Source organism: Sporosarcina sp. YIM B06819 (genome assembly GCF_033485175.1).
Lineage (GTDB): Bacteria > Bacillota > Bacilli > Bacillales_A > Planococcaceae > Sporosarcina.
The window spans coordinates 43,001-59,260 of sequence record NZ_JAWLIQ010000013.1 but is presented as its reverse complement, the minus strand read 5'-3'; the positions used below and the strand labels follow the sequence as shown (position 1 = coordinate 59,260).

At 39.3% G+C, this 16,260-nt stretch carries 10 protein-coding genes; 1 reads left to right on the top strand and 9 read right to left on the bottom strand.

Annotated elements, in window-relative coordinates; translation table 11 throughout:
• Nucleotides 1–32 precede the first annotated feature (32 nt).
• The 9 genes from R2B72_RS10305 to R2B72_RS10265 all read right to left on the bottom strand — a co-directional run bounded on the left by R2B72_RS10305 (nt 33) and on the right by R2B72_RS10265 (nt 15,213).
• Nucleotides 33–1,547, bottom strand: coding sequence for a response regulator transcription factor (locus tag R2B72_RS10305; RefSeq protein WP_318616428.1), 1,515 nt, complete (start codon nt 1,545–1,547; stop codon nt 33–35).
• On the bottom strand, nt 1,540–3,333 hold the full coding sequence (locus tag R2B72_RS10300) for a sensor histidine kinase (protein WP_318616427.1): 1,794 nt from the start codon (nt 3,331–3,333) through the stop codon (nt 1,540–1,542). Before R2B72_RS10300 ends, R2B72_RS10305 begins: the two co-directional genes overlap by 8 nt.
• A 389-nt stretch (nt 3,334–3,722) precedes the next feature.
• Nucleotides 3,723–5,174, bottom strand: a complete 1,452-nt coding sequence (locus R2B72_RS10295; RefSeq protein WP_318616426.1) for an ABC transporter substrate-binding protein — start codon at nt 5,172–5,174, stop codon at nt 3,723–3,725.
• A gap of 23 nt (nt 5,175–5,197) precedes the next feature.
• Nucleotides 5,198–6,064 carry a carbohydrate ABC transporter permease gene (locus tag R2B72_RS10290; RefSeq protein WP_318616517.1) on the bottom strand — a complete coding sequence of 289 codons (867 nt, stop codon included), beginning with the start codon at nt 6,062–6,064 and terminating at the stop codon, nt 5,198–5,200.
• Nucleotides 6,065–6,230: 166 nt separating this feature from the next.
• Nucleotides 6,231–7,160 (bottom strand): sugar ABC transporter permease, encoded by a 930-nt coding sequence (locus R2B72_RS10285; RefSeq protein WP_318616425.1) that lies wholly within the window; start codon nt 7,158–7,160, stop codon nt 6,231–6,233.
• A 227-nt stretch (nt 7,161–7,387) separates the two neighbouring features.
• Nucleotides 7,388–10,498 carry an alpha-mannosidase gene (locus tag R2B72_RS10280; RefSeq protein WP_318616424.1) on the bottom strand — a complete coding sequence of 1,037 codons (3,111 nt, stop codon included), beginning with the start codon at nt 10,496–10,498 and terminating at the stop codon, nt 7,388–7,390.
• A gap of 36 nt (nt 10,499–10,534) precedes the next feature.
• Nucleotides 10,535–11,152, bottom strand: a complete 618-nt coding sequence (locus tag R2B72_RS10275) for a YesL family protein (RefSeq protein ID WP_318616423.1) — start codon at nt 11,150–11,152, stop codon at nt 10,535–10,537.
• Between the two features lie 39 nt (nt 11,153–11,191).
• On the bottom strand, nt 11,192–12,511 hold the full coding sequence (locus R2B72_RS10270) for a glycoside hydrolase family 125 protein (RefSeq protein ID WP_318616421.1): 1,320 nt from the start codon (nt 12,509–12,511) through the stop codon (nt 11,192–11,194).
• Nucleotides 12,508–15,213 carry an alpha-mannosidase gene (locus R2B72_RS10265; RefSeq protein ID WP_318616420.1) on the bottom strand — a complete coding sequence of 902 codons (2,706 nt, stop codon included), beginning with the start codon at nt 15,211–15,213 and terminating at the stop codon, nt 12,508–12,510. The genes R2B72_RS10270 and R2B72_RS10265 overlap by 4 nt, the downstream gene beginning before the upstream one ends.
• Before the next feature lie 315 nt (nt 15,214–15,528).
• On the opposite strand from R2B72_RS10265, the gene R2B72_RS10260 reads away from it, so the two are divergent.
• Nucleotides 15,529–15,753 (top strand): hypothetical protein, encoded by a 225-nt coding sequence (locus R2B72_RS10260; protein ID WP_318616419.1) that lies wholly within the window; start codon nt 15,529–15,531, stop codon nt 15,751–15,753.
• Nucleotides 15,754–16,260: the final 507 nt, after the last annotated feature.

Below are 16,260 nucleotides of genomic sequence, written 5' to 3'. Positions count from 1 at the left end.
ATATGTTATCACCCGTTTCTTGTAATTTACGTTTAGATTTTTCTCCATTCGCTCGGCGTAATTCCGACAACTCTTCTAAATTGCTTATAAAAATAAGTCGAATCAGAATACCCTACTTTTTTTCCGATTTCCCCTGCTCGTAAATGCGTCGTTTTTAACAATTCCTTTGCCTTTTCCAGACGATAATGGTTTATATAATCAGAGAAGACAACGCCCACTTCCTTCTGAAATAATTGCCCTAGATAGATCGTATTGACATGGAATTGCTGTCCCAATGTTTTTAATGATAATCCCTCATCATAATGGGTATGAATATAGTTCAAGACATTTTGGACGATTGGACTCCGCATATGACCTTGATTTTGGATTGTTAACATTAATTCCTGACAGTACTCCTGTAAAATCACTTTCAATTGCTGAATAGCTGTCGCATAAACCATTCGTTCAACGGATGCCGTATAAAGTGGTAATTCATCAGGCTGTATCGAATAATGAATATAGGACATCAGATCCAAAACATATTTTTTTGCTACTTGTGGAGAAATATATTTCGACTTCTTTGTCACACTATCCAAGAAAATATCAATCATATCTAATACTGCTTCATCCGCATGTAACAGCGCCTTGACTAAACTTTCCTTAAATTCTTGTTTCCTTTTTACTTCCTCCTGCCGATTGATAGCTAGTCCATCCGAAATAAGGACGTTAGGTTCCAAGTATAGCTGCATGAGATTATGCTCTTTAGCAAGTAAAAAGCTTTCTTCTAGTGCTTCTATCGCGGTAATCGTTCTTCCCATAGATACATAAAATGAACCCGTTTCCCATTTTCCATTCCTAAGTTTATCCACTAAACAATGATTTTGGTTGATGACATCCTGCTTACTCATCCCACCAAAGATGACAATCAATTCTTGGTTTGGACTATACAGACAGACGGCGTTATATTGTTCTTCTATAAAATCTCGAATCCTATTTGTCACTGCAGTGTCCTGAAAATATTCGAAACTTACAATTGAAATCGTATAGTACGGCTCGTGAAACTGGATATTATAAAGAGCTAATCGCTCTAGACAATCATTTTTTTCAATTTCTCCATTAAGAAATCGCCAAAGTGTATTGTCCATCAGTGTAATCGAATCTTCGTTTGGCATATGCACTACTTCTTCAGATGCCGAATTCAACTTACGGCCTAAATTTTGAACAGACACCAATAACTCTTCCTCATCCACCGGTTTTACCAAATAGTTTTCGATGCCTAATCGTAAACCTTCTTTAATATAATCGAATTCTTGATAGCCGGTTAGCACAATACTTTTCATGTGAGGTTGGATATTTTTCGCTTCTTTTATTAATTCTAATCCAGACATTTCCAACATCATAATATCAGTAATCAAAAGATCAATAGGATGTTCTTGTATATAGGCAAGCGCTTCTTCCCCGCTTTCTGCCGTATAGACAATTTCAAACCCATAATCCTCCCAGTCTAACAATGCCTGAAGTCCGAGAGTTATTAACTTTTCATCATCTGTCAACAATACCTTATACATGATAGTTCCCCTGTACCGGAATGGATAGTGTCACAATCGTTCCCTGGTCTTTGATACTCTTTAATGAAATGCCAAATTGGTCGCCATATTTTAGTTTTAGTCGTTGATGAATATTTCTTAATCCGATTGATTTCATTTCATCACCCTCATCACGATTAATATGTCGCAAAATAGTTGAAAGTTCTACTTCCGTCATTCCTTTTCCATTGTCTTCCACACGCAGTGTCATCATGTCACCAAGGTTTACTGCACGAATAATTAATGTATTATCCGACTGACCTTTTTTGAAGCCGTGAATAAAGTAATTTTCAATAATCGGTTGTAAAATCAATTTTTGTACCATAATTTGTTCCATATCACTAGGAATATCGAAATACACTTGCAATTTATTTGGAAATTTGAATTGCATTAATGAGATATATTGATTCAAATATTCAATTTCAGTATACAGTGGCACTGTATCTTTTGATTCCAATGAATAGCGAAAGAGCTTGGACAAATGGAAAGTCATTTTGGCGGAAGTTTTCGATCCTTCCATTACGGCCACCATTCGGATTGCCTCGAGCGTATTGAATAAAAAATGTGGGTCAATCTGTGCTTGTAACGCTTTCAATTCTGCATGCTGTTGCTTCAGATTTAGCACATAGAACTGTTCAATATAGTTGTTCAACTCCGCTAACATGGAATTGATATTAACGGCGATTTTCGATAATTCATCATCATGTTTAGATTCCGGAATCCTTGCATGGAGATTTCCATTTTCCACCTGACGTATAGTCGAAATAATCGTTGTAATTCTCCTTGAATAGTTATAAGTAAAGGAATAGGAAATTAAAATGGCTACAGCAATGAGTAACGTAATCACAATCCACATCGTACCCCTAACAATCATGAGCTTCGTCCAGCCTTTGTCAGGGATTACACTTACATACGTAAAATCTCCACTATTAGCAATCGTATTAATATAGTAGTTTTCACGTTGCCATTTTATCTTCGTTTCATTTGTTTTAAGACTTACCTTTTCTATCAAACTCAAGGGAACGCCTTTATTAAGCGCATACATACTCGTTCCTTCATTATCTAGCAAAAAATAAGAAGCAGGAGCCCCTTCATGCCTATTTAACATCTCGTCCATCTGTTCTGTTGAATAATAAAACGAAATTTCTCCTATTTTCTTGAGTGTCACAGGGTTATTAATGTCAATTTTTTTGATGATTGTATTTTTAAACTTACGGATATTTGGCAAACTTTCAGTATATACATTGTGCATACCAAAAAACAGGTCATTTTTTGTGGTTTTAGCGACAATACTTTCTCTCCATCGAGTTTGATTATTGATTAACAAATATTCGATAGCGGGGTATTCCAAGGAACTCAAACTAATTGCATTTAAATCGCTATCATGACTAAAATAACTGGTAAAATAAATTTCTATATTACTCGGTGTAAATGAATGGTTTTCGGAAAACTTATCCAATCGATATTCCATATACTCACCATAGCCGTTATGAAGTGCATAAGAAATATCATCAATCATGTCTCCCCTACTGTATAACTCCTTCATGGCCCTGTTAATATCAGCATCTTTGGCACTAAAGTAATCTTCTACCCTCTCCAATGTTCTTGTGCTAATATTCACTTCCTTTTGAATAATAATATCTGAATAGTAGTTTGTAATGGTCACAATTAAAATAATGACTGTCGTAATAATTGTAATGGATGAAATAAGAAATAGTTTATTAAAGATATTTTGTGTGTTAGGACGACCTTGTTTCTTTATTTTCATATTGAAGTCCTCAAATTTGTGTTTATTTTCTTTAAGCATAGCACAATAGAATCGGTCTTCAAATAACATAAAATCAAGCTGGAGTATTTCCCCAGCTTGATTTTATCTGAATTCAGCAGAAGACCGCCACTTCCATAAGTGGCGGAATGAATGAAGGATTCTTTTCATACAGTGGAAGTTCGAACCCCTGCTGAATGAGGAGGAATGAAGTTCAATTCCTCCCTGATAAAGCCTCCGGCGGATGTCACGGATTTTGAAAGGAGTTTAAGGAAGGCAACCTAAGTTCGCCGCGTCCTGCGGCAATGGTTGCATGACCTGCATCATGCAGACCCCAAGCTCGATTCAAAATCCGGACACAATCACGCCGAGGCGTGATTGATTGTTATTTATTACTGTTCTTTTTTCCACTCGTCATACTGCTTTTGAATTTCTTCTAGTACTTTGTCTATGCCAGCTTCTTTTAACTTTTTATTATATTTAGGCAAGTATTCTTCTGGGTCAACAGAACCCGTTGCCAATGCTGGATAGAATTCTTTCGAAATATTTGTAATCGCTGCAATTTCTGATCTCACCGGCGCATTGTTAAAGTGGAATCCAAGAGTTGGTGCAGCACTTGCCGAATCGTTAAAGAGTTTAAATTGCTCCCATTTATCTGTTGGATCAGTTTCATATAAGTATAGAGTAAAGAAGTTACCAATAGAGTACGTTGGAATGTTATAGCTTTCGATACGTGCAGGAAGATCTGTAATCATTCCATCTGCATTCTTCTCATAGTGAACGCCTTCAAGTCCCTTGTCTACTAGATTACGAAGGTACGGGTCTGTGTTCAACAGGTTTAAAAATTCCATTGCCTTTTTAGGGTTCTTCGATGTTGCTGAAATCGCTTGAATAGAACCGGAAACAGAATCATTAATTGTCACTGGTTGTTCAGCTGGTACAGATACAACATCATATTTTGCAGAACGGCTCCATAGTAAATCAGCATATGGCTGGGAATCACCCATGCGGACAAACCAGTTTTCTACGTCCATTGGCCAACTATCTTTACTTGTCGCAGCGTCTTCTTTTAAGTAGCCAGCTTTATAGTAACTGTGCATTGTTTTATAAGTTTGCATTGTTAAATCGGATTCGAATTGGTTAATGACTTGGTCATTCCCTCCTTCAAATGGGAACGCAAAAGGCATTTCATTATTGAAAATATAGTCATATGGTAAATATGCTTTAAATGTCGCCATTGGTGTAACACCCGACTCATTTTCTTTAATAACTTTTAGCATTGGTTCTAGATCTTCCAATGTTTTTACCGTTGAAACATCGAAGCCATACTTATCAACTAGACGTTTATTGAACGTGTAAACGGTTTGTCTAGCAGCCTCTTTATTGGCAGGGATACCATAAATACTACCGTCAATTTTAACACCTTCTAATAGGGCAGGGTCAAGCGCGTCTTTTAACTCCTTCCCTTCCTTCTCTAACATTTCATCAAGAGCAACGAACGCACCTTTTTGAGCATTTTGTACATACTTTGATCCATTTGTAAAGATAATATCCATCGCTTCACCAGAGTTAATCATAACTTGAGATTTTTGATCCCAGTCACCCCAGTCAATTTGCGTCATTTTGACAGTCGCATTGATTTCTTCTTTCAAGTACTTATTAACTTCCTCAAACACTTTGTCAGTATCTTTTTGCGGAGTTCCGATTGTATACCATTTGATTTCATATGGCTTACCGTCTTTTCCATCCTTTTCTGATGAAGAACCCTCTTTACTGCTACAAGCAGCGAGAATAGTTCCAATGGATAGCAATAACGCAAGTAAAATTGTAAATCTTTTTTTCATACCTTTTCTCCCCTTTTCTTGTTTTATTCTTTCACGCCACCAATTGTCAGTCCGCTAATAAAGTATTTTTGGAAAAACGGATAAGAGACAGCAATTGGTAAAGTGGCGATTACAACCATGGCCATTTTTGCTGATTCCTGTGGCAAAGTATCAAATAAACTTTGCTGCATTAAACCAACTTCTACGTTTTGCCGCATGAATTCTAGATTTGCCTCAATTTTCATAAGCAACGCTTGAAGTGGTACCAATTTCGGATTATCTATATAGAGTAATGCCGTAAACCAGTCATTCCAATATCCTAATGTGCTGAAAAGCGCAATTGTGGCAATACCCGGAAGTGACAGCGGGAATACAATCTGGAAAAATATTCTCCATTCACTGGCGCCGTCGATTCGTGCAGACTCCAAAATCGACTCTGAAACTGATTTCATAAAGAATGTTCTCATAATAATGATATAAAAGGCATTCATTACTAGTGGTAAAATCAAAGCCCAAATTGTGTTTTTTAAGCCCAAGAATTGTGTGACAACAATATAGGTTGGAACTAATCCACCACTAAACAACATTGTGAAAAACGCTAGCATCGTGAAAAACCTTCTATATTTAAACTGTGGCCTTGAGATTGCATAGGCATAAAAGGAAATCATTAACACACTAATGACAGTTCCAACAACTGTAACGATAATCGTTATACCGTAAGAACCGAGTAATTGCTCCTTCACGCCCCATAAATAGTTGTATGCATCCATACTCCACTCGGACGGAATGATTTGGAAACCATTTCTCACAATACTTTCCTCACTCGTAAAGGAAATGATAATTACATAGAGAAACGGAAAGACACACATGAAAGTGAAAACACCAAGAAAAATACTGACGATGGAATTCATTACCGGATGAAGTGAATGAGGATTTCTCACTTTCTTCCTCTTGATGTCTCCCCCGTCTTTCTTTAAATTCAATGGCTGTGAGACGTTGCCAGGTGTTTGAGTTTGGTTGAGTTTATTTGGCATATCATTCTCACCATCCTTTCTAAGAAAGTGCACCCCGTTCTAGTTAGAACAACGCACTTTCTTCATCTAGTTTTCGAACAATATAGTTGGCAATTAGAACAAGGATCAAACCAACAACAGATTGATAAAGGCCTGCTGCTGTACTCATCCCAATATCACCAAGTGTCATCAGGCCTCGGAAGACAAATGTATCTATAACGTTTGTCACGGAGTATAGCGTCCCTGAATCTCGTGGTACTTGATAAAATAAACCGAAATCAGAGTTAAAAATACGACCGACATTCATGATTGTTAGGATAATCATCAATGGTTTTAACATTGGTAAAGTAACGTGCTTAATCTGTTTCCATTTGGATGCTCCGTCAATCATTGCTGCCTCATAATAGGTTTTGTCTATACCGACGATGGAGGCTAAGTAAATGATACTACCATAGCCAACACCTTTCCAAAGACTCATGAAAACCAAAAGATAGGGCCAGAACTTTGGCTCGTTGTACCATGAAATTGGATCAATATTAAACCAACCTAGAACATTATTTAACAATCCACTGTCTGCACTAAGGAAGGTGAAGACAAAATAACTACCGATAACCCAAGATATAAAGTGCGGAAACAGCATACCCGTCTGATAAACCTTAGAAAGCCTTTTATTCAGTAACTCGCTAAGCAAAATTGCTGTTGTAACCGCTGCCACAAGACCTAGTACAATAAATACAAGATTGTACAGTATCGTATTTCTTGTGATGATTAAGGCGTCATTCGTACTAAATAAATATTTAAAGTTTTCCCACCCAACCCATTCACTAGTGATAACGCTCGCAAAAAAACCATCCGGATGAATTCGGAAATCTTTAAAGGCTAACACCTGACCAAACATCGGTAAATAGGCAAACAATAATAGCCAGATTGTTCCTGGCAAAACCATGATTAGCCAAATTCTATTTTTATAAATATCATTCAATATCCTTTTCATCATTTTCCTCCTCTCACCCAATGTAAGCACTTCCATAACTCTATTTTAAAGCTAGTAGAAAGCTATTGATACTTGACTAATTTAGAATTAACTGAAAAAATCTTAGATTTCACCAATAATTAATGAAAATGAATCTTCCTCACAAAAGTATCAGGCAGAGAAAACGAATTGTTTTCACTGCCTGCTTCATAATTAGGACTTATCGAAGAACCCCTCTTTTTAGATCCTTATACGATTCTAAATGTCTTGATTTCATAAGGCTTGATCGTAAACTCAATTGGTGAAACAGATATCGTACCAATCGGTTCTTCCATCAAATCTGTTTCCACCCAAGACGTAGAGTCTTTCTGAATATTCAACGACACATTGCCTCTTCGCCCCTCATATTCATGTAATCGGATAATCAGGCCATTACCGTCATAAGCAGGCTTAATCGCATCAATCCATATATGCTCTGCGTCCACCTCAATGAAAGACTCTTCCGCTGTCCATTTACCTCCTACAGCCAAAACTGGATCATTCAAATCCCAAGCTTTTTCCACTGTTTTTGCCTGGCGCCAATCGCCAGCATGTGGATAAAGTGAGTAAACAAAAGAATGTTCGCCTTGATCGGCTTGTGGATCCGGATGAATCGCTGATTTTAGTAATGTCAATCTCATCACATTCTCTTTAATATCGTAGCCATACTTAGAATCATTTAACAAACTTACCCCGTAATCAGGCTCTGAGAGATCAGCCCATTGGTGTCCAACCGTTTCGAATTTCGCCATATCCCAACTAGTATTCCAATGCGTTGGACGCTTTACGTTACCATATTGAACATCATAAGTTGCCTCTGTGGAGCGAATATCGACAGGGAAAGCAGCTTTAAGTAATTTTCTCTTTTCATGCCAGTTCACATTGGTTTCAAAATCAATTCGGCGATCATTTTTATAAAATACAATTCGCTGTGAAATGTCCGAATGATGATAGTTCCAAGTAATGAGTAAGCTGAAAACAAGTTCGCCGTTTTCTTCTACTTCAAACGTACGAATATCACGGATTTCCTCCATCTTTTCCAGATAGAAAATATCAATATCCCATGCATCATGAGCAAGTGGCTTATCCTCAAAAATCTGCAGAACATTGCCCTTTTCGCCAGCAGCTAATACATCACGCTGTGCTTCTTTATCGAACAGTTTTGTCATGTGACCAAACTCATTCCACTCAACGGAATAATAAGGTGTTTCCAATTGTCGATTCTCATAAAGGAAATCCGTTGCCGATTCTTCAGCAATTTCAAGCGGTTCGAAAGACAATTGTTTTGCACCAAATGATGGCAGAGAATCCACTTCAACCAACCACCCATCTGAACGTTTTTGGTGGTGTAACACCTTCCCACTGTCATCCTTCCAGATTCCAGCAGCAACATCAGCAAACTGAGAAATAAAGACATTTTTCCCGCTTGTCAGATGCGTCGAGTTAATGGCTACTACTGAATGACCACCTTGTTCAATCCCACTGTCAATAATTCTTGCTTCAAGTCCTGTAACGAGTTGGAGTGCCTCGTCATATTCTTCTCTAGCATCATCATAGACTTCTTTAATCGACGACCCAGGAATAATATCATGAAATTGGTTTCGTAAAATAATTTTCCAACCTTCTTTTAACTCATCTACTCCAAGCCATGCGCCATTTTCAGATAGCCAAGAGGTGAAAAATTCAGTTCTACGATACAATAGTTCTAATTTTCGATTCATTTTTTTCACATGTGCTTGGCTTGTATACGTACCACGGTGGTATTCCAAGTACAATTCGCCATCCCATTTATGAATATAGCCATCCGATTCTGCTACATTTTGATGCAGTTTATCGAAAAACTCGCCCGCAGTTGAGGTCTTCACATTTGGCATCCCTGGTAGCTGATCAAAACGCCTTCTCATTTCAAGCATATGACGATTGACACCGCCACCGCCATCACCGTATCCATAAGAAAGAAGCAAGTCTTTCGACAAATCCTTGTCACGGTAGCCTTCCCAAGCACCTTTTACCGTTTTAGCAGTAATGTAGCCGTTATACGTATAGAACCAAGAGTCTGGACCATTCCACGGTTCTGGCGTCGTGATAAAGTGCGTTAATATTTCTGAGCCGTCAATCCCTTTCCAATGGAAAGTATCATGTGGCATCCTATTATATTGGTTCCAACTGATTTTCGTCGTCATCATTGTTTTGATGCCAGACTTAGTCAAAATTTGTGGCAGTGCCCAGCTATAACCGAACACGTCTGGAAGCCATAAATATTCACAATCGATGCCAAATTCTTCTTGGAAATATCTTTTCCCATGTAAAATTTGACGAACTAAAGACTCTCCGCTTGGAATATTACAGTCAGCCTCTAGCCACATAGCACCGCCAGCTTCCCATTGAGCAGCCGCAACGCGTTCCTTTATTTGTTCATAAATTTCCGGATAGTCATCCTTTATATAATCATAAAGCTGTGGCTGTGTTTGTAAAAATAAATAGTCAGGGAACTGCTTCATTAAATGGAGCACTGTCGAAAATGAACGTGCTGATTTTTCCCTTGTATTTTTTAATCGCCATAGCCAAGCAACGTCGATATGGGTATGACCAACCGTATGAATGGTAATTTCCGAAGATTTATCAATCGCTTGAAGCGCCTCTGTAATAGCTGCTTCTGCCTCATAGCAGGATTCATAAAATTCAGCACTTCCCGGCTCTGTCCAATTCAAACAGTGCAAAGCATTCTCTAATAGTGCCTTTAACTGCATATAAGCAGGATCTGCTTCATTTGTTTCTTTCAAAGCTTCATATGCAGCTAACAGCGTGTAGTATAAATTATCGACTTTCGTATCGAGCCAGCCAATTTGCGCCTGTTCAAGCTTAAATTCAGCTTCAACCGGAACGCCGCCTCCCTCATATCCAGACCACAGTCTGAAATCTAAGCGCATCGGTCCTTTGACAACTTCCTCGTCAAATAGCACTTCCTCGTGATTAGAGTCAACACCTTGATACGGCTTACCGTTGACAAACAATAGCGATTCAAATCCTGAGTTATTACCACCTCCCGTTTTACCAAACGAGAATAGACCCACAATTTGCCGACCATTATTCACAAGATGACCATCGACATCTGCATTCATCCAAATATAACGGTCACGCCCCCTCCAATGATCACCAATCTTCATCGTTGACTGTCCATCATAGGTTACTGGTGGATGCGCTCCAATTTCACCGTCATCATCCTGACTATTAAACTGCTCAATCGCCACACAGTCGCGATAGCGATATTGCTCTAATTCATTGATACGTGCTTCAAATTTTCTCTCAGTAAGAAACATTCTTTCACCTCATAGGACCTTTTTTATAATGAAAAATTATTGGAGACTGATCATTTTTTCGAGTTTCTGGAATCTATTCATACAGACCACCATCACGAAGTACGCTGGTGCTACTCCAGAAATAAACAACAGTAGACCTGGAAACTTGAATAGAAGAAAACCTACCATAAATAACCCGGCACCTATCATAATTGTGGATGAAATATTTGTAGCTGCATGGAAAAAAGATTGTCTAATGTAATCCTTAGTGGATAATTCATAATGGGCATAAAGCGCAAAGAAATAACCCACTGATAATACTAGTAAAATTGAAACGCCATATAAAAACACGAGTAGGAAGATGGAGAACATTCCTGTCATAAGCTCCATGACAATCCGGATATCAATAAATAAGAAAATCCCGAGAGCATAATACACAAGAGCGATACCATTTGTCCGTTTCCATTCTTTGAAGTAAACACGACTAAATGTCTTCAACAGTGGAGCATCCGTATCTTTATTCAACCATTTCCGGACAATCGTAAAAAGGGCAACAGATGCTGGAAAAAATCCAAAGATCCCTAATCCTAGAATCGTAAAGCCAATCCAGCAAAAGTTTATCGCTACGACCCTCCAAATCCATTCCAACACAGTCATCCATGAACCTTTTCTCATAGTCTTCACCCTTTCTAATTGTCCGGTACAGCCATGTTATTAGTTGTTTTTCTGAAGTTGCTGATGAAGCGGGCTTCCCTTGACCGCTTTACCCGTTAAACTTAAAACAAATTCACTGAACATCGTGTTGGCCCAAGCGAACCAGTCTCGCGTAAATTCTTCCGGACAATCCGCATCGAATCCTTCATGCATGAAATTCGTACCGCCATCAGTCGTTGTGAAATACGTCAAAATTTGTTGTTTTTCTGCTTCATCAGTCGTCGTCATTCCTTGAATCGCAAGAGCAATATGCCAAATATAGTGATCCGGCGTGTGCGGACTGCCAATGCCATTTGCATATTTTCCTTCGTAATAATACGGATTATCCCTGCTCAACAGAAATTGACGCGTGTTGAGATAGGTCGTATCTTCAAATCCGGCATAGCCCAAATAAGGAGCTGCCAATAAGCTTGGCACATTGGCATCATCCATTAGATTGAAGCGTCCTTCTCCGTCGGTTTCATAGGCATATATCTCGCCGTGAATCGGATGCTCCAGCTTGGCAAATTGCTCAATCCCTTGCTGAATTTCTGCCTGAAGTTTCAAGCACTCTTCTCTTAAGACTGATTGCTGTAACACTTCCTCACACATTTCTGCCGCATAACCTAAGACAACGACAGCAAACATATTCGCCGGCACAAGATAGCCGTATGTGCAGGCATCATCACTTGGACGGAATGCACTCCAAGTCATCCCAGTAGGAACAACACGCCCACCTTTACCATCTCGAATTAATGTATCAGACTGCCGCACATCAGCGCGCTCAAATTTGTAAGGTGAATTCGTTTCATGATCCTGTTCATCCCGCCATACTTTAAGTATCGTTTCCAACACTTGCGGAAGCTGCTCTTTAATGTGGGAAGTACGGCCAGTTGACTTCCAAAACAGGTAAGCAAGCTGAAGCGGATAACAAAGCGAATCAATTTCGTATTTTCGTTCCCAAATATGCGCTGTCATTTCCGTCAAATCTTCCTGATACCCTTTGCCATTCGCCGTCTCATTGAAGGCATTGGCATATGGATCATGGAGGATAAATTCAAATTGCTGACGAATAACCCCTTCAAGCAAATCTGCTACTTCGCCATCTTCTTCAGCAGCCAACAAATAAGGACGAACCTGAGCAGCCGAATCCCGTAGCCACATTGCAGGAATATCACCAGTGATGACGAACGTTTTGCCATCTTCTTTTTGCTTCATTGTCGTCGTGTATGTGTTGACAAAACATTGTTCAAACATCTGTTGTAGCTTTTGGTCTTCAGGGAAAAATTCTTTGACATGTTGGATTAATTTTTGCATAGATTCAGGAATTACAGTTATCATAGTGACTCTCCTTTTTCAAAACCTAATGTAATAATTTCATATTTCTCAACTGGATACACATTTTCCGTGTGTGTTGTTTTGTCCTCTAAAATTGTACTTTTGTACGATTGGGTATTCGCATGAACCGTTGCTTTTAGGCTTACTTGTTTTTCAGATGGGTTAAACCAGCGTAGCATCACACCGTCATGTTCTTCCGCTACTTTCATTGATGTCCACACAAGTCCATTTGCCTCCGTAGCAACAAACTGCCAAGTTGATGGTAGTTCTCCTTGATGGGCATCCGTCTGTACAACAGTCATCGGTACTTTGTATTGATAAGCGTCGATAAAGGCTTGCGAATCAATTACATCTTTTTCATGTGGCAAAACTTGCCATTCCGCTGTTTGAATTCCCAAACATTGCGCTTCCGGTGTTGGGAAGTAGCCCCAGTCACCTAATTCTGCTGTTGAACGAAGCACAGTCACAGCAATCGTGCCGTCCTCCGGCAAGATTTCATATTCTTGGAGGCCATCTGTCGCAACCGTTAAGCCAAGGTGGTCATCTGACAGACTAGCAAAACGTTGCTGATGGTGACAGAAGCTAGGGTTTTCCCATTCCTTTTCAGGAGTATTCGGACGAGTAACAATTTCAAAAATACTGTCTGCCTGATGCGTTTCAGTCTGAAGTCCTGTCGGGAAGAGAACCCGCAAGCGGTGATCTGTTGCCTGATTATCCATCGTCAGCTTAAAGCTTGGCCCTTTCATCCCTTTTTCAAGGGTAACGATTGTTTGAAGTTCAATCATCGTCATTTCGCCTGAGCGTCCCGCTTTTCTCTCTTTATGCCAAATTAACGCATGACGTTCTTTAGCTAACTGATCGTCTGCAGAAACTGGAATTTCTAACGTATGTGTAATTTGTAAAACCGTTCTTAGCACATTTTTTTCAATTACAGTAAGCTTTGCTTGCGTATCTTTTGTCGTAATTGCCGAATGCCCTGTTGCTTCTTTGTACATATATTCGTTCCCTACATCACCTGTGTCTTCGTAAATGCCAAGTTGACGGAAAGTTTCGCCTGATTCCTTATGTGTTAAATCATAGGTACCATCTGCATGGAACAGTAAGTGAACATGCTCATTTTCCATTTCATTTGTCGCATGCCCTTCTTCTTGCTGCCCAACCTGTTGCTGCTCATCCGGAACAAGATAGAAGGTTTTATAACCAAAGGAAGGAATCTCTTCAGCGAAAAACATAAGCTTTGCCCGCTTGGCAAAAAACGGTTGGCGGAATTTATCTTCTGGTAAATCGTAGTCAAATTCCACGGTTGGTTCCGCGGCGAACTGGAATGACACAGCATTGCCCTGGTCATCAACGAGCTTATAGCTTGGTGTTTCCTTATCTTGCAAATAGGTTGGAATCTTCCCGAAATGCATTTCGGAAAAGTATATCTTTTCGAGATCAACAACTTTCGTCACAACTTCGTTTTTATTCCACCCTGTTGTATTCATCACAACTAGCGGAATTCCATCCGCAGGTAGTTGCGATGTATCAATTGCATTCGCTAGCATTCGAGCATGTTCTTTCACGAATACTTCTCCCATTTGTAAAACACTTTCAAAACGACTGACCATTGCACGATGGACCTCGTCAACGCTACATCCGCAAATACTATCATGCGGGTGATTTTCCATTAATGATTTCCACATAAACCGTACATATTCTCTTGGATAGTTGCTGCCAGTTAGATGGTTCATGGTTGCTAGTGGTTCAGCTACTTTTTCTAGCAATAGTTGACACTGGTGATTCATTTGTTTCAAGTAAATCCGGCTCGACGCAGTGTTGACAAGTGTTGACCATCCGTCTGTCCGTTGGTTGCGCAATTCTCCTTCAATTACCTGTAGATTGTCTGGCAGGGAACTTTTTAATGCCTCGGTATATTCACTAAAGCTGGAATGTTTAAAGTCATACTCCGGGTACAGTTTGGCTGCTGTTTCAATTGCTTGCGGAATCGTTTTCTGCAGCGGCTGATGGTCGCATCCATTCATAAATAATAACTGGTTAGTAGAAGCATATTTCTCGACATCTTGGAGTTTTTGATCCCAAAATTCTTTGGCTTGAGCTTCATCAACTGGTATTTCGTTACCATTTGAATACCAATTGGCAAATAAAACACCCAACACGCTAGAGCCATCAGGTGATTTCCACACCATTTCAGAATACGGAGATTCAAAGTTCGGCGTATCTGACACTGTATTATTAAAGCCAGTCGGTTTCACTCCCCGTCCAAAAGTAGCAGTATCAATTCCTGCTTGCATTAATAACTGTGGCGCCTGCCCGTAAATACCGAAAGTATCGGGAAAATAACCAAGTTTAGAAGCCGGGCCATAGGTTTTAGTATCATGCAAACCAATGACCAAGTTACGGACATTGGCCTCTGAACTCGTTAAAAATGCATCTTGTAATACGTACCACGGGCCAATATGTATTTTTCCCTCCGCAATTAATTGCTTCACAATGTCACGGTTTTCCGGATGTACAGCAAAATAATCTTCCAACAGAATAGTCTGTCCATCTAGGTGAAAGGATTGAAACGCGTTTCCTTCCTCCTTAAATTGCTCAATTAAATCATTCATTAGTTTAATAAAGTAATAGCGGTGTTGCTCAAAAGGTAAATACCATTCCCGATCCCAATGAGAATGCGAGATAATATGGGCTGTTTTCTTCATAATATTGCCTCCTCCAACCATTTATATTTCCAGCGAGAAAACGCTGTCATTTCCAATTAAAAAAATTACTCCTCCTTAACAATAAAAAAATCTTACTCTACCCGCAATAGAATGGTGACAAGTGGCAAAGTTATTACACTCGATATAATATTATTCCATTGATTTGCGCTAATGGAAGTAAGGTTCTTTTGTTCCTTCCACCTTATATTACGTAACTCGATGTGGCACTAAGTGATTTTACTTAGGTTCTAAATCTCCCATAACATCATAAAATAAATGGATTCCGACTTTCATATAAAAAAAGGAGACTAGAATATGTATGCTATTCATTATTATGAAGACAAAACCTCCGTACTAACTCGAGCGTGTAGAACTGTCCCTTCCGTCGATGATATTGTGAAAATTAAAGGGCGTACCGGAAAAGTGATTAGTGTGCTGATGGTAAAGGAAAACGTTTATCATGCGTTCGTAGAGTTTGAAAAAGTTGTAGATAGAAGCAAAACGGCTACGTATGATTTCGGTAAAAAGAAAAGAAGATGATGTGACAGTTTCTTGATAGCCAACAGGTGTTCATCATTTCTTTTAAGGGGATTATTATTAATCGCATAGGCCATGTCACAAAAACACTCATTATTATCTCAGTGTTTTTGTTATATTAATGGTTTAGTTAGCGATAATTGCACGCGTGTTGATTAAACCAAAAATAACTTAATTAACTACTAGGCGCTACGTGTACAGTTGCTTCTGGATCGCTTTGGATTGAACGACTTCTATACAATAACCGTGATATTTTATGCATAGGGATGCTACTGCGCCGCATCCCTATGCATTTTTTTCGGTAATCGTATGGTGGTCGTTCACCCGCCGCGCTTCAAAAACGCAGATACACGAAGTGCTTATGCTTTTGGGGACGAGGGAATAGAGGGTTTCTGAACTAGAGAGGGCCGCCAAAGATGCATTTTTGACGGAGAAGTAGAAGCAACAGTGGATGGGAACAGTGCTCGTCATCCCCGCTATGGTACTTCACGAAATACGAAATATAGGAGA